A 14,086-nucleotide genomic window follows, 5' to 3' on the forward strand; every position below is an offset into this window, starting at 1 on the left:
TTACAGGCCCTCGCCGTGAAAGGCCTTGGCGAGCCGGGCGATGGCGTCGACGTTGCGCGGCCCCGGCGTCGCCTCGACATAATCGAGCACCACGAAGCGGTCGTTCCGGACCGCATCGATATTGTCAAAGGCCGGATTGTTCTTCATGAAGGCGATCTTGTCCTCGGCCTTCACCTCGCCGTAGTTGACGATGACCACGACCTCCGGATTGCGGTCGATCACCGGCTCCCAGGAGACTTCCACCCAGCTCTTGTCGACATCGTCCATGATGTTGGCGCCGCCGGCGGCCTCGATCATCGCCGTCGGAATGCCGAAGCGGCCCGAGGTGAACGGCTTTTCCTCGCCGGAATCATAGACGAAGACACGGGTCGGCTTGCCGCGGCCGGCATTGGCCTTGGTGATCTCCGCGAGCTGGCTGCGATAACCCGCAACCAGCGCTTCGGCGCGATCCTCGACGCCGAAGATGCGGCCGAGATTGAGGATATCGACGAACATGTCGTCCATCGAGGGCTTTTCCCTGGCCATGACATGGATGCAGGACTCGGTGAGTTCGTAGACGCCGATCTTGAAGGGCGCCAACGTCTCGGGCGTCACCTCGCCGCCGACCTTCATGCCGTAGTTCCAGCCGGCGAAGAAGAAATCGGCGTCGGCATTGAGGAGCACCTCCTTGGTCGGATATTTCTCCGAGAGCTCCGGCAGTTCCTTCACGCCCTCACGCAGCTTTTCATCCAGCGTCTTCCAGCCGGAAACGCCGGTGTAGCCGACCATGCGGTCCTGCAGTTTCAGCGCCAGCATCATCTCGACCAGATTGACGTCATTGGCGATCGCCCGTTTCGGCGCGGCATCGAAGGTCACCTCGCGGTTGCAGCTCTTGACCGTGACCGGATAGGCGAGCGCGGGCGCAGCCGTGGCGATGAGAAACAGGAGGGCAGAGGAGGCAATGTTGATCTTCATGAAATCGATCCCTGTCGAGGAAGTGAAAAGGAAAAGCGCGCGCTGCCGGCAGCGTGGGCGGTGGCGGTGACACCGAAGGCGGAGGACAGCGCCCGCAGGCTCAGCACGTCCTCGGGTGTTCCAAAGGCGGTCAGGCGCCCCGCCGTCACGATCGCCACGTCGGTTGCGAAGTCGGCGGCGAGATTGATGTCGTGCAGTGTCGACACGATCGTCAGCTTCAGCGTCTGCAGCAGCTCGAGGATTTCAAGCTGGTGGCGGATGTCGAGGTGATTGGTCGGCTCGTCCAGGATGATGATGCGCGGCTCCTGGGCAAGCGCCCGGGCGATCAGCACCCGCTGCTTTTCCCCGCCCGAGAGCGTCGAGAACTGGCGGCCGGCAAGGTGGGCGAGATCGAGATGGGAGAGCGCGTGCTGCACGCGCTCGCGGTCCGTGTCCGTCCAGCCGTTGAGCCCTTCCCGCCGCGGGATACGCCCCATCATCACGACGTCGCGCACGCTGAAGGGAAAATCGCCGGGCATTTCCTGCAACACGACGGCGATCGTCCTTGCAGCTTCGCGCGCCGAGATCGACCAGAGGTCGACGCCGTCGACCTCGATGCGGCCCGCATTCGGCTGCACCGCCCGGTAAAGGCAGCGCAAGAGCGAGGTCTTGCCCGCCCCGTTCGGCCCGAGGATCGCAAGCCGGCTGCCCGCCTCGACCGCGAAGTCCATGCTGTCGACCAGCTTCAGCCCCGGGCGCGGCCCCCAGCAAAGCCCTTCGACGCGAAGCGTTGCTCCTGTTGCGGTGCAGGTCATGGTCTCATCCCTCCCCGCACCGTCATTGGAAGTGGCCCGCAACGTCTTCGGAGACGAGCATCGCCGCCGGGATGCGGGCAAGCGTCTTGCCGTCGCCGCACTCGCCATGGGTGGCGGCATGCACCATGCCGTCGCCGCGATCGGAATGGGTGGCGGCAAAGCGGACGAGGTCGTCGATATCCTCCTCGGGCGAAATGCCGCCAAAGAGGTGTGTCGCCTTGCCCGTCGCCTGGAAGGCGATGGTGCAGGGTCGCGTGCAGGCCGCCATGCAGACCGTGCCGGCGATCGAGAAATCGCGATCGAGCGGCTCGCCGAGCGCGGCGATGCTGCGGTTGAGACGCTTTATGAGCTCGGCGCCGGGCATGCACGGGCCACCGGTAAAGCGGCAGTCGGTAGAGACCGTTATCTTGTGCTGTCGGGAATTCGTCTCGGCCATGTTCTCTCTCCGTGGGACTGACGGCAAGAGATGGCGAAACGGCAGGACGACGGATGACCGTCGCTTGGAAGCCAGTTCTTTTCCATCGGAACACCCCGTCCGTTGTGGTTGATCGGTTCGATGGCAGGTCTCCTGGCTCGCGGGTCGCGGCGCATCCACGTCTTCCCGGCTTGTCGCCAGTGACATGGTGTGAATGCGCTTTCCGCTCACAGTTGCGGGGGCAGCCACGGTTTCGGTCCCGTCAGGGTCGTCCGTTCCGTGTTCCCTTTTCAGCCGCTTCCGCATTTCCGCGGATGCAGCACCATCAACGTCTTCCTCGCACGAATCGGCGGCTGAAACAACTGCCAGGGGCATGGGCTCCAGATCTATCGACATGCGGCGTTTCGTCATGACGCTTGTTACGAAATAACATTACACATTTCAACAAAAAATTCGCGCAGAGCCAGGAGCGCCGGTTCCCCCTTCGACAGAATGGAATCGACAGCGAACTCGCCCGGATCGGCCGAACGGCGTATCCTTCGATGGTGCCTGCGTGGAAAGGAGATACCACCATGGCTGCCTATTTGATCGCGGATGTCGAAATCACGAATGCCGCGGCGTTTGAACAATATATACAGGAAGTGCCGGCGACGGAGGCGCGCTACGGCGGCCGCTATCTCGCCCGTGGCGGCGCGACCCGGGTGCTCGAAGGCGACTGGGAGCCGCACCGACTCGTCATCGTCCAGTTCCCGGATATGCATTCCCTGCTCGAGTGGTATCAATCGCCGGACTATCAGCGCCTGAAGAAGATCCGTGAGCGCTGTGCCAGGACACGGATCATCGCACTCGAAGGTGTCGCCATCTGAAGCGGAGCGCAAGACTGGCCGCAAATACCAGCCTTCACCGTCACGTCGAGCTTCGCGGCGCGCGGATGCCGCCGCTGGACATGTGCTCCGGATGCGTCGCCATGTGTTTTCCGTTATGAGCGAACGTGAAAGAATACAACACAAGAGTTGCATAGCCGGCGAAATTTGCCGCGACGCTACCGCGCCCACGGATCGGAACCGAAGCGCGGCCGCGCTCCCGAAGCCGCCTTCCCACGCTGATCGGCAAACCGCCCGGCCCGATGCTTGCAAGCCGATGCCGGCGCCCCCGATTCGCCCCGCCTTTGCCCAAAATCCGGGAAGTTTAACGTACGTTACGCTTACGTAACCCTATGACCGTTGAGAAAATCAACGGCCGAAGAGACAATTGGCGAAGCTGGGATTGGGCATCGACCAGCCACCGATAAAATCAACTTAGCCGCGCAAATCCCCTGAAATGAAGTGACGGCAATTCAACTTTCTGAAGGGTATAGCAGTGAATCCAATCGATTTCTTCGTCGAGACGCTTCGGACCTATCCTCCCGTCGCCGTCTTCCTCGCCCTCGGCATCGGTTTCCTGATCGGCCCCGTCAAGGTCGCGGGCTTCAATCTCGGAAACGTCACCGCCACGCTTCTCGCAGGCGTTCTCATCGGGCAGCTCGGCATCCAGGTGTCCGGTGACCTGAAGTCCACCTTGTTCCTGATCTTCCTGTTCGCCGTCGGTTATGGTGTCGGCCCGCAATTCGTGCGGGGCCTCAGCACCGACGGGCCGAAGCAGATCGCCTTTGCCCTTTCGGTCCTGGTGCTGTGCCTCATCGTTCCCTATCTCTGCGCGCTGATTGCCGGCCTTCCGCTCGGCTACGGCGCCGGCATGTATGCCGGGTCGCAGACGATCTCGGCCGCGATCGGCGTTGCGACCGACCAGATCAATTCGCTCGGGCTGACCCCCGAGCAGGCCAAGACCTTTGCCGACCAGATCCCGATCGCCTATGCGGTGACCTATATCTGGGGCACGATCGGTTCCGCGATCATCCTCGCCCAGCTCGGGCCCAGGCTTCTCGGCATCGACCTTCCGTCCGCTTGCAGGGAATATGAGGCAAAGCTCGGCGGCGGCTCCGAGAGCAGCGAGCCGGGCATCACCCGCGCCTATCACGATTTCGGGCTCCGGGCCTATCGCATCGATCAGGCGAGCGGCCTCACCGGAACGCCGGTCAAGAACCTGCTTCCCGGCATCCGCGTGTACGTCGAGCGCCTGCGCCGCGGCAACGAGATCATCGAGGCGGACGGTAACACGGTGCTGCAGCCGGGCGACGTCGTCGCCTTCTCCGGCCGCAGAGCCCTGCTCGTCGAGAACCTGGATTCCAGGCTGACGGAAGTCGAGGACAAGGAACTCCTCAATGCCGAGGCGGAAGTGGTCGACGTCTACGTGACCAACAAGGCGCTCGCTGGCAGGACGCTTGCCGATGTCAGCACCGAGGACTGGGCGCGCGGCGTCTATGCCCGCAAGATCGTGCGTTCGCTGGTCGAGATCCCGGTGCTGCCGGGCACGACCGTCGAACGGGGCGACATCGTCACCATCGGCGGCGCCAAGCGCCATGTCGAAGCGGCGATCAAGGCGCTCGGCTTTGCCGACCGTCCGGTCGAAACCACCGACATCGCCTTCCTCGGCTGGGGCCTCTTCATCGGCGCGATGGTCGGTGCGCTGACACTGACGATCGGCGGCATCCCGATCGGGCTTTCCACGTCCGGCGGCGCCCTGCTGGCCGGCCTCGTGCTCGGCTGGCTGCGTACGACCTACCCCGCCTTCGGCCGGATCCCGTCGCCGGCGCTGTGGCTGCTGAACACGCTCGGCCTCAACATCTTCATCGCCGTCGTCGGCATCGGCGCCGGCCCCGGCTTCGTCGCTGGCCTGCAGGAAGTCGGCATTTCCCTCTTCATCTGGGGCGTGGTCGCGACCTCCATCCCGATGATCGCCTCCGTGCTCATCGGCCACTACGTCTTCCGCTTCCACCCGGCGATCCTGTTCGGCGCCTGCGCCGGCGTCCGGACGACGACGGCGGCGCTCGGCATGATCCAGGAAGCGGCCAAGAGCAAGGTGCCGGCACTCGGCTACGGCATGCCCTATGCCATCGGCAACACGCTGCTGACCATCTTCGGCCTCGTCATCGTCATCATGCTCGCCTGAGGCGGGCGGGCAACCGAGGCCATCGTTCATAATTCATAGATCACAGGGAGTGTGGATCATGTTGGACAGAAACTTCTACGACAGCATTTCCGATCTCAGCCCGTTCGAAATCAAGGACGAGCTGATCAAGCTCGCCAAGTCGAGCTCGCAGAAATCCGCCAAGGCCTTCCTCAATGCCGGCCGCGGCAACCCCAACTGGACGGCGACGCGCGCCCGCGAAGCCTTCTTCCTGCTCGGTCAGTTCGCGCTGACGGAAGCCAAGCGCGCCTATTACGACCCGAAGGCCGGCGTCGCCGGCATGCCGCCGCAGGACGGCGCGCATCAGCGCTTCCAGAAATGGGTGAAGAAACAGCTTCAAGTAGCGGCCGCTGTTGACGAAGAGGATGAAGGCGTTCCGCCGGCAAAGACCCTGCAAAGCGCGGTCGACTACGCCATCACCACCTTCGGTTTCGACCCGGATGCCTTCGTGCACGAGCTGACCGACTCGATCATCGGCGACAACTATCCGGTTCCGGACCGCGCGCTGCATCACAACGAGATCATCACCCACGAATTTCTGATGTGGGCGATGTCCGCCGGCCACCGGCCGGACGTGAAGTTCGACCTCTACCCGGTCGAAGGCGGCACCGCCGCCATGTGCTACATCTTCAAGGCGCTGAAGAACGCCCGCATCCTGAACGCCGGTGACACGATCGCGCTCGGCACGCCGATCTTCACGCCCTATCTCGAAATGCCGCAGCTCGAGGATTACACGCTGAAGACCATCAATGTCAGCGCCGAGCAGGAAGATCGCTTCCAGTTCACCGACGAGGACATCAAGGCGCTGGAAAACCCCGAGGTGAAGGCGCTGTTCCTGGTCAACCCCGGCAACCCGTCGGCCGTCGCCCTCGATCCGGATTCGATCAAGCGCCTCGTCGATCTCGTCAACAACGAGCGCCCCGATCTGATCATCCTTACCGACGACGTCTACGGCACCTTCGTGCCCGGCTTCCAGTCCCTGCTCGGCCATCTGCCGCGCAACACCATCGGCGTCTATTCCTACTCGAAATATTTCGGCTGCACCGGCTGGCGCCTGGGCGTGATCGCCGTTGCTGAGGACAACATCTTCGACGAGAAGATCAAGGCGCATCCCGAGCCGGTCCAGGAGCTTCTCGAAAAACGCTACAAGGCGATGACGCCGAAGCCGCGCGAGGTGAAGTTCATCGACCGCATCGTCGCCGACAGTCGCGACGTGGCGCTGAACCACACCGCCGGCCTTTCGCTTCCCCAGCAGGTGATGATGACGCTCTTCAGCCTGGTGGAGCTAATGGACGTCGAGAAGGCCTATCAGAAGGCCTGCATCGCCATCTGCGTCAAGCGCTTCTGGAACCTGATCGAGGGCATGGGGGTCGAGTCCAATCCGGGCATCTATTTCGACCACTATTACGGCATCATCGATTTCGAGTTCTGGCTGCGCAAATATGTCGGCCAGGATGTCGTCACCTGGGTGAAGGACAACATTCACCCGCTCGACATTCCCTTCCGGCTGGCCGAGGACCACGGCATCGTCCTCCTGAACGGCTCCGGCTTCGATGCGCCGAGCTGGTCGGCGCGCGTTTCCTTCGCCAACCTCAATGACGACGCCTATTCGCAGATCGGCCGCGCCGTGCGCTCGGTCGCCCGCGGTTACGTCCAGACCTACCAGGCGGCCAAGGGCCTGAAGATCAGCTAAGCGATCGAGGCGGCCGACCAGTCCGTGGCCGGCCGCTTCCTCCCGCAGCGCCGCCGCGCCTCATGAGACGCGCAGAGATCGCTGCAGCACTTTGAACGCTGCTTGTTTCGTCCTGCAGAAGGAAACATGCAGTCGGGCGCAAGCAGACGCCCCGTAGTTCAGTCACCCAGATTTCCCGGCGGGATCCTGCCGGCAGGAAGGCAGCGCATCATCAGGCTGAAGACGACCCTTCGGCCTGGAACCGGGAGGAGACGCCGCGTGATCGAGCACCTATTCAGCATCCTGCGGGCGCATCCCGAGCTTGCGCTGTTCCTGGCGCTCGGCATCGGCTACGCGATCGGCAAGATCACCATCTTCGGCGTGACCATCGGCGCCGTCACCGGCTGCCTGCTCGCCGGCGTGCTCATCGGCCAGACGGGCGCCGAGCTTTCCAACGACGTGAAGCAGGCCTTCTTCCTGCTGTTCCTCTTCGCCATCGGCTACCGCACCGGCCCGCAATTCTTCCAGAGCCTCAATGCCGATGCCCTGCCCCAGATCGCCGTCACGGTGACGCTCTGCGTCGCAGCCCTCGCGTCCGCGATCCTTCTCTCGATCTTCTTCGCTTTCGATCTCGGCACGGCCGCCGGCGTGCTGGCCGGCGGGGCGACGGAATCGGCGACCGTCGGCGTCGCCATCGATACCTTCCGCAAGACGGCACCAATACCCGAAGCCGCCAGCCAGTTCGAATCGGCCGTGGCCACCGGCTTTGCGGTCGCCTACCTCGTCGGCGTCGTCACCGCCATCCTCGTCCAGTCGCAGCTCGCACCGCGCCTGTTCGGCCGCAGCCTGAAGGAAGCTTGCGCCGAGCTCGAAGCCGAGCTCAACATCGCTCCCCATAACCGCGGCGACACCGCCCGCCGCGAAATCGAAGCCCGCGCCTTCGAGATCGCCGACACATTGGTGGGCCTCACCGTCGCAGAGGCAGAAGCGAAGGTCCCCGAGCATCAGAAGGCCTATATCGAGCAGATCCGCAGGGGCAACGAGATCATCTCCCCCACTCCGAAAGAACGGCTGCAGGCCGGAGACATCATCGCGGTCGCGGGTCTTCGCGGTTTCCTGGTCGACTATGCAGGCCGGATCGGCACCGAGGTCGACGATCGCGAGCTTCTCGACATCCCGGTCGAAATGCTCGACGTGGTGCTGACGAACAGGGACGTCGCCGGCAAACGCCTGTGGCAGCTCAGGCAGCAGCCGGAGGCGCGCTCGGTCTTCCTGCGCGGCATCCTGCGTGCCGGCCAGCCGATCCCGATCTTCCCCGGGCTGACGGTCCGCCGCGGCGACGTGCTGTCGATCGCCGGCGCCAAGCGCCATGTCGAGGATGTAGCCGCCCTGCTCGGCTATGCCGATCGCAAGACGACGGCGACCGACATGGTCTATGTCGGCGTCTTCATCTTCCTCGGCGGCCTCATCGGCATTCCTGCGCTGAAACTCGGAGCGCTGGAGATCGGCCTCGGCGTTGCGGTCGGCGTACTGATCGCCGGCCTCGTCGCCGGCTGGCTGCGCTCGGTCCGGCGCACCTTCGGCTTCGTGCCGGAGGCGACCCTCTGGTTCTTCGACAGCGTCGGGCTCTGCGCCTTCATTGCCTGCGTCGGCATCTCGGCCGGCCCGAGCTTTGTCACGGGCCTCGTCCAGTCCGGCCCGGCGCTCGTCATCGCCAGCTTTCTGATCTGCCTGATCTCGCATCTCGCGGCCTTGGCGCTCGGCCGCTGGGTGTTCCACATGAACGAAGGCGTGCTCGCCGGCACCTGCTGCGGCGCCGGAACGTCGGCGCCGGCGCTCGCCGCCGTGCAGGAAAGCGCCGGAAGCCAGGTGCCGACCCTCGGCTACGGCCTCGGCTATGCGATCGGCAACGTGCTCTTGGCGCTCTGGGGAGCGGTCCTCGTCACGGTTCTCGGGTAGGGCGAACGGCCCCGAAGGTATGCGTGGTGGCGGGCTGCCGTTAGGTCAGGAAACTACCGCAGCGGCCACACCATCATCAGCGTCGGCACGCTGACGATGACGATCACGACGGAAAGCGGCAGGCCGAGGCGCGGATAGTCGCTGAACCGGTAGCCGCCCGGGCCCATGACGAGCGTATTGCACTGGTGGCCGATCGGGGTCAGGAAATCGCAGCCGGCGCCGATGGCGGTCGCCATCAGGAAGGCTTCCGGCTTGTAGCCGAGCGCCCCGGCAAAGCTGGCCGCGATCGGCGCCATGACGAGAACCGTGGCGGCATTGTTGAGAAACGGCGTTACGGCCATCGCCGCAAGCAGGATCAGGGTCAGCGCGCCCGCAGGCGGCAGGCCGGCGGCGACGGTGCCGAGCCATTGGGCGATAATCTCCGTCCCCCCTGTCGTTCGCAGGGAATCGCTGACCGGGATCAGCGCCGCCAGCATCACGAGGATCGGCCCGTCGACCGAGCGGTAGAAGTCGCGCAAGGGAATGATGCGCAGCACCACCATGGCAAGAGCAGCCGCAAAGAAGGCGATCGGAACCGGCACGACACCGACCGCGGTCGAGCCCATGGCGGCGGCAAGAACGAGGATCGGCAGCGGCGCCCTGCGCCTGGTGCCGAGCAGGATCTCGCGCTGGGCGAGCGGCAGACAGCCGAAATCCTGCAGGAAGAATGTCAATTCGTGCCGCGCGCCCTGCAGCACCACGACGTCGCCCGCCCTCAGGCGAATGCTGCCGAGCCGCTGCTTCAGCCTTTCGCCCTGGCGGCTGACGGCGAGCAGGTTGATGTTGTGCGTGTTGAAGAGTGCCAGCCGTTGGGCCGACATGCCCTCGAGCGGCGAGCCGCTGCCGACGACCGCCTCGATTGCCTCGATCTCGGACCCGGACTTTTCGCGACCATTGGGCGAACGGTCGCCCGCAATCTTCAGCTTGGCTTGGGAAACGATGCGATCCAGCGCCGCAGGGCCACCCTCGAACAGCAGAATGTCCTCGGCTTCGAGCTTGATGTCGGGCAGCGGCGCCAGATGCAGGCCGCGACGGAAGATGGCGACGACGACGGCACCGCCGTCGCCGAGCTTGACCAGGTTGCTGAGCGGCTTGCCGATCGCCGGCGAGCCGGGAGCGACCACGGCCTCGGACGTATAGTCGGTGATCTCGATCGCCTGGTGCACGGAGACCTGCTGGCTGGTTCGCTGCGGCACCAGCCTATAGGCAAAGAGCAGGAAAATGCAGCCGACCAGCGCCAAGGTCGCGCCAACGGGCGTGAAATCGAACATGGTGAAGCTCTCGCCGGTCAGTTCCTGGCGAACGCGCGAAACGACGATGTTCGGCGAGGTGCCGACCTGGGTCATCAACCCGCCGATCAAGGACCCGAAGGCCATCGGCATCAGGAAGGTGGAGGGCTGGACGTTCGACCGCCGGGCAAACTGGAAGGCGACCGGCAGCATGATCGCGAGCGCCCCGATGTTCTTGATGAAGGCGGAAAGCACGGTGACGGTGATGACCAGCAGCGCGAGCTGCGCCCGCACGGATGTAATATTGGGCAGGAACCGCTGGATCGTCGCATCCACCACGCCCGAGCGCGCAACCCCGGCACTGACGATCAGCGCGCTGCCGACGATGATGACGATATCGTCGCTGAAACCGTCGAAGGCATGATCGAATGGCACGATGCCGACCGCCACCGCCAGCATCAGCGCCGAACAGGCGATCACGTCATATCGAAACCGGCCCCAGATGAAGAAGGCCATCATGGCGCCGATGACGATAAACGCGAGAGACTGTTCGGCGGTCATGCAATACCCGGTCTACACAGGAAGGGACGGACGGAAAAATGAGCAAGGCCCGAAGCCGAAACGCACGATCCGCCGAAACGTTCACGAGAGAAGTAACGCATCTTTCCCCGGACCGGAATTCGGCTCAGCGACAAATCTGGGTACGAAGGCGAAATTCTCCCGTTGCGGCTGCGACGCACCCACACCACCCCGGAGGCTTGGAGCGGCCACGGCGCTGTCTCGTCCGTCGCCCCGCCCAAGGTGGGTGCTGCCGAAACACATGGGCCGACATGATTGCCCGCTCTTGGAATTGCATCAGGAACTTGGAATTGCATCAGGAAATTGTACAATAGATCAAAGCGTTGCAGCGCGTTCCGCAATTCGTCCTGAAGGCAAGGAACCCGCCTGCGCCTTCCGCAACAAGCGCCCCCGCAATTCGAGGATCGCCGCCATGAAACACGCCCTTGCCGCCTTCTCCGTCGTTCTGCTTCTCAGCGGCTGCACCGCGGGCGGCTCCAGCTACTACGGCTATTCGGCGAATCTCGAGCCGATCCCCGGCAGCATCACCTATGGCGGCCAGCCGCGCACCAAGCTGAAGAAGGCGCCGGTCGGCAGCATCGTGCCGCACCAGTTCATCGATTCCTATGGCCGGAAGGTCTATGAAACCTACATCATCGAACCCGACCGGTCCCTGCGCCTCACCAGTCGGCGCTGGCAGCCGGACTTTCTCTTCGACGACTAAACCATGTCGCGCAAAAGTGTGCAGCGGTTTTGCGATAACGACATGGAAAATATCAAAGACTTAAAGCGAAGGAGCGAATCTGAAAGATCGCGACGCGCTTTAACAAGATCAGCGGTTACGGCAGGGAGCGACAGTCTCCCCCGCCGAATTGGGCCAGCACCCAGGTTCGCAGCAGACGGGTGGCCGGGCGGTCGGCCATCCGTGGGCTATAGACGAGGTCGTAGCGGTCGCTCTCGAGCGTCAGTTCGAACGGCTGGACGAGGATGCCCGAGGCAAGCTCTTCCGCCACGAGCGTGAGGCTGAGAAGGGCAATGCCCTGCCCCGCCACCGCAGCCTGAACGGCATGGATTTCATCGGTAAAGGAAAGCCCCGCGCTCGCATCGACATTTGCGATGCCGGCCTGCTCCAGCCAGTGCCGCCACACCGGCGCACGGGCATCGTGGCGGCGCAACGTTCCCCAGTCGTAATGGATGAGCGTCATCTGTCCGAGATCGGCAGCACGCGCCGGTGCCAGCCGTGGCGTACAGACCGGGGCGAAACGATCGGCAAACAACGGCTCGATGACGAGGCCCGGATAGTCGCCGCCGCCCAAGCGGATCGCCGCATCGGCATCCGCCTCCAGATCGACCGTACGGTGGGAGGCGTCAAGCCTCAGCGTCCAGTCCGGATAGGCTTCGCGGAAGGAGCCGGCAAGCGGCGCCAACCGCTTGGCGACGAAGGCGACGGTGGAGGTGAGACGCGCCACCTTGCCCGCCTGTTGACGGCGAATGTCGGCAATTGCCTGTTCGAACCGATCGAGACCGTCGCGCAGCACCGGAAACAGCGTCTTGCCGGCAGCCGTCAGCTTCACCTGTCGCGTCTCGCGCTCGAAGAGCTTGACCTCCAGCAATTCCTCCAACTGCCGGATCTGGTGGCTGACGGCAGTTGCCGAAACATTCAGTTCCTCGGCGGCCAGCTTGAAGCTCAACCGGCGGGCGGCCGCTTCGAAGACCCGCAAGGCGCCAAGCGGCGGCAGCTTTCTCATCGCATCCCCCATGGATGAATTCAACTCATCTATCAGCTGAGAAATCGTCCTTTGTCAGCCTGACTTCGCCCCAGCATATTGCCTGCAACAGCCAAGGCAACAGCGCCAAGCTGAGAAAATCTCAAGCATGAAAGGACAAGTCATGTCTCTCGAACAGGTCGTCACCAAGCCGGATCCCTACGCGCCCTTCCTGCTCTCCCAGGCGATCAAGGCCAACGGCTTCGTCTTCGTTTCAGGCCAGGCGGCGATCGGTGACGACGGCGCGCTCGTCGGCGAAGGCGACTTCGACCGCCAGGCCGATCAGGCCTTCCGCAACCTCGACCGCGCACTGAAGGCGGCAGGCTCCGGGCTCGACAGGATCGTCAAGGTCACGATCTTCCTGCGCTCCATGGAGAATTTCGGAAAGATCATCGAACTCCGCCGCAAGTGGTTTTCCGCACCCTACCCCGCCGACAGCATCATTGAGGTCTCCTCGCTCTATTCGCCGCAGGCGCTGATCGAGATCGAAGCGATCGCGCTCGACGGGGACCGTTGACATGAACGCGCCACAGATCCTCCCGTCTCCCGTTTTCACCGGGACCACCCTCAAGGGGCTCGACTTTACCAACCGCCTGTCGGTCGCGCCGATGACCCGCATCAGCGCTTCGGACGCAGGCGTCCCGGGCGAACGCATGCTCAGCTATTACCAACGCTTCGCCCGCGGCGGCTTCAGCCTGATCACGACCGAAGGCATCTACACCGACAAGGCTTATTCCCAGACCTACAGGGACCAGCCCGGCCTCACCGACAGGCAACAGGCGGCGGCCTGGCGCCGGATCGTCGACACGGTCCATGCCGCTGGCGGGCGCATCTTCGCGCAGCTCATGCATGGCGGCGCCCTGGCACAGGGCAATCCCCATCGCCCTGATACGGTGGCGCCCTCGGCGATCCGGCCGAAGGGCACCCAGTTGACCGGCTACCACGGCGACGGCCCCTATGCCTTGCCGCGCGAGATCAGCGAGGCCGAGATTGCCGAAGCGATCGAGGGCTTCGCCAATGCCGCTCGCCTGGCGATCGAGGTCGCCGGCTTCGACGGCATCGAGATCCACGGCGCCAACGGCTATCTGCTCGACCAGTTCTTCACCGACTTCTCAAACCGGCGCACCGATCGCTGGGGCGGCGACATCGTCGAGCGCTTCGGGCTGTCACTCGAGGTCCTGAAGGCGGTGCGCGCGGCGATCGGCCCTTCCGTGCCGCTCGGGCTGCGCATCTCGCAGGGCAAGGTCAACGACTTCCGGCACAAATGGGCGGAGCGGGAACAGGGTGCTGCGAGGGTCTTCGGGGCCTTGGCCGAGAGCCCGGCCGATTTCGTGCACGTGACCGAGTTCGAAGCCTGGCAGCCGGCCTTCGAGGGCGGAGAGGCGTCGCTCGTCGCGCTGGCCCGTCGCCATGCGCCGCGGCTCTTCCTCATTGCGAATGGCAGCCTGCACGATCTCGCGCGCGCCGAAGCGGTGATGGCGGCCGGGGCAGACATGATCGCGCTCGGCCGCGGCGCGCTCGTCAATCCCGACTGGCCGCGGCTCACCGCCGAGCGCCATGAGTTGCGCCCGTTCGAACTGCCGTTCCTTGCGCCGATCAGCGACATCAAGGACAGCGAGCTCGCTCTCTGACAA

The 14,086-nt window shown here is 64.2% G+C and carries 12 protein-coding genes and 1 riboswitch; of the genes, 7 read left to right on the forward strand and 5 right to left on the reverse strand.

Annotated features, from left to right (window positions below; translation table 11 throughout):
• From BHMPCIPO_RS11610 to BHMPCIPO_RS11620, 3 genes are read right to left on the reverse strand one after another with little or no spacing between them, the layout of a single operon-like run.
• The gene (locus BHMPCIPO_RS11610) at positions 1 to 954 is read right to left on the reverse strand and encodes an ABC transporter substrate-binding protein (protein ID WP_173516887.1); all 954 of its coding nucleotides are present in this window, start codon (positions 952 to 954) and stop codon (positions 1 to 3) included.
• Positions 951 to 1,748: an ABC transporter ATP-binding protein gene (locus tag BHMPCIPO_RS11615; protein ID WP_173516888.1), complete on the reverse strand. Its 798-nt coding sequence runs from the start codon at positions 1,746 to 1,748 to the stop codon at positions 951 to 953. Before BHMPCIPO_RS11615 ends, BHMPCIPO_RS11610 begins: the two co-directional genes overlap by 4 nt.
• A gap of 22 nt (positions 1,749 to 1,770) precedes the next feature.
• Positions 1,771 to 2,184, reverse strand: a complete 414-nt coding sequence (locus tag BHMPCIPO_RS11620) for a DUF1636 family protein (RefSeq protein ID WP_173516889.1) — start codon at positions 2,182 to 2,184, stop codon at positions 1,771 to 1,773.
• A gap of 105 nt (positions 2,185 to 2,289) precedes the next feature.
• A riboswitch (cobalamin riboswitch) is annotated at positions 2,290 to 2,505 on the reverse strand.
• Positions 2,506 to 2,735: 230 nt separating this feature from the next.
• On the opposite strand from BHMPCIPO_RS11620, the gene BHMPCIPO_RS11625 reads away from it, so the two are divergent.
• The 4 genes from BHMPCIPO_RS11625 to BHMPCIPO_RS11640 all read left to right on the forward strand — a co-directional run bounded on the left by BHMPCIPO_RS11625 (position 2,736) and on the right by BHMPCIPO_RS11640 (position 8,860).
• Positions 2,736 to 3,029 carry a DUF1330 domain-containing protein gene (locus BHMPCIPO_RS11625; protein WP_173516890.1) on the forward strand — a complete coding sequence of 98 codons (294 nt, stop codon included), beginning with the start codon at positions 2,736 to 2,738 and terminating at the stop codon, positions 3,027 to 3,029.
• Positions 3,030 to 3,522: 493 nt separating this feature from the next.
• Complete coding sequence (gene aspT, locus BHMPCIPO_RS11630; RefSeq protein ID WP_312033022.1) at positions 3,523 to 5,211, forward strand: aspartate-alanine antiporter; 1,689 nt, start codon at positions 3,523 to 3,525, stop codon at positions 5,209 to 5,211.
• A gap of 58 nt (positions 5,212 to 5,269) precedes the next feature.
• On the forward strand, positions 5,270 to 6,922 hold the full coding sequence (locus BHMPCIPO_RS11635) for a bifunctional aspartate transaminase/aspartate 4-decarboxylase (protein WP_173516891.1): 1,653 nt from the start codon (positions 5,270 to 5,272) through the stop codon (positions 6,920 to 6,922).
• A 258-nt stretch (positions 6,923 to 7,180) separates the two neighbouring features.
• Complete coding sequence (locus BHMPCIPO_RS11640; RefSeq protein WP_173516892.1) at positions 7,181 to 8,860, forward strand: aspartate:alanine exchanger family transporter; 1,680 nt, start codon at positions 7,181 to 7,183, stop codon at positions 8,858 to 8,860.
• Between the two features lie 53 nt (positions 8,861 to 8,913).
• Here BHMPCIPO_RS11640 and BHMPCIPO_RS11645 read toward each other — a convergent pair whose 3' ends face one another.
• Positions 8,914 to 10,689, reverse strand: a complete 1,776-nt coding sequence (locus tag BHMPCIPO_RS11645; protein WP_173516893.1) for an SLC13 family permease — start codon at positions 10,687 to 10,689, stop codon at positions 8,914 to 8,916.
• 430 nt (positions 10,690 to 11,119) lie between these two features.
• Here BHMPCIPO_RS11645 and BHMPCIPO_RS11650 point away from each other — a divergent pair, with 430 nt between their 5' ends.
• Entirely contained in the window at positions 11,120 to 11,410 is a 291-nt protein-coding gene (locus BHMPCIPO_RS11650; RefSeq protein WP_173516894.1) for a putative periplasmic lipoprotein, read from the forward strand.
• A gap of 115 nt (positions 11,411 to 11,525) precedes the next feature.
• Here the strand turns inward: BHMPCIPO_RS11650 and BHMPCIPO_RS11655 are convergent, their stop codons facing one another.
• Positions 11,526 to 12,434, reverse strand: coding sequence for a LysR substrate-binding domain-containing protein (locus BHMPCIPO_RS11655; RefSeq protein WP_173516895.1), 909 nt, complete (start codon positions 12,432 to 12,434; stop codon positions 11,526 to 11,528).
• Between the two features lie 142 nt (positions 12,435 to 12,576).
• On the opposite strand from BHMPCIPO_RS11655, the gene BHMPCIPO_RS11660 reads away from it, so the two are divergent.
• Together BHMPCIPO_RS11660 and BHMPCIPO_RS11665 are read left to right on the forward strand one after the other, a co-directional pair.
• Positions 12,577 to 12,969, forward strand: a complete 393-nt coding sequence (locus BHMPCIPO_RS11660; RefSeq protein WP_173516896.1) for a RidA family protein — start codon at positions 12,577 to 12,579, stop codon at positions 12,967 to 12,969.
• A 1-nt stretch (position 12,970) separates the two neighbouring features.
• Positions 12,971 to 14,083: an NADH:flavin oxidoreductase gene (locus BHMPCIPO_RS11665; protein ID WP_173516897.1), complete on the forward strand. Its 1,113-nt coding sequence runs from the start codon at positions 12,971 to 12,973 to the stop codon at positions 14,081 to 14,083.
• Positions 14,084 to 14,086: the final 3 nt, after the last annotated feature.

The sequence above is a fragment of the Ensifer sesbaniae genome (assembly GCF_013283665.1).
GTDB lineage: Bacteria > Pseudomonadota > Alphaproteobacteria > Rhizobiales > Rhizobiaceae > Ensifer > Ensifer sesbaniae.

Bases quoted from the DNA above. Each gene is read 5' to 3' on its own strand.
- BHMPCIPO_RS11645 (WP_173516893.1), bottom strand. From the start codon at position 10,689: ATGACCGCCGAACAGTCTCTCGCGTTTATCGTCATCGGCGCCATGATG.
- BHMPCIPO_RS11615 (WP_173516888.1), bottom strand. From the start codon at position 1,748: ATGACCTGCACCGCAACAGGAGCAACGCTTCGCGTCGAAGGGCTTTGC.
- BHMPCIPO_RS11610 (WP_173516887.1), bottom strand. From the start codon at position 954: ATGAAGATCAACATTGCCTCCTCTGCCCTCCTGTTTCTCATCGCCACG.
- BHMPCIPO_RS11655 (WP_173516895.1), bottom strand. From the start codon at position 12,434: ATGAGAAAGCTGCCGCCGCTTGGCGCCTTGCGGGTCTTCGAAGCGGCC.
- BHMPCIPO_RS11635 (WP_173516891.1), top strand. From the start codon at position 5,270: ATGTTGGACAGAAACTTCTACGACAGCATTTCCGATCTCAGCCCGTTC.
- BHMPCIPO_RS11665 (WP_173516897.1), top strand. From the start codon at position 12,971: ATGAACGCGCCACAGATCCTCCCGTCTCCCGTTTTCACCGGGACCACC.
- BHMPCIPO_RS11660 (WP_173516896.1), top strand. From the start codon at position 12,577: ATGTCTCTCGAACAGGTCGTCACCAAGCCGGATCCCTACGCGCCCTTC.
- BHMPCIPO_RS11650 (WP_173516894.1), top strand. From the start codon at position 11,120: ATGAAACACGCCCTTGCCGCCTTCTCCGTCGTTCTGCTTCTCAGCGGC.
- BHMPCIPO_RS11625 (WP_173516890.1), top strand. From the start codon at position 2,736: ATGGCTGCCTATTTGATCGCGGATGTCGAAATCACGAATGCCGCGGCG.
- BHMPCIPO_RS11620 (WP_173516889.1), bottom strand. From the start codon at position 2,184: ATGGCCGAGACGAATTCCCGACAGCACAAGATAACGGTCTCTACCGAC.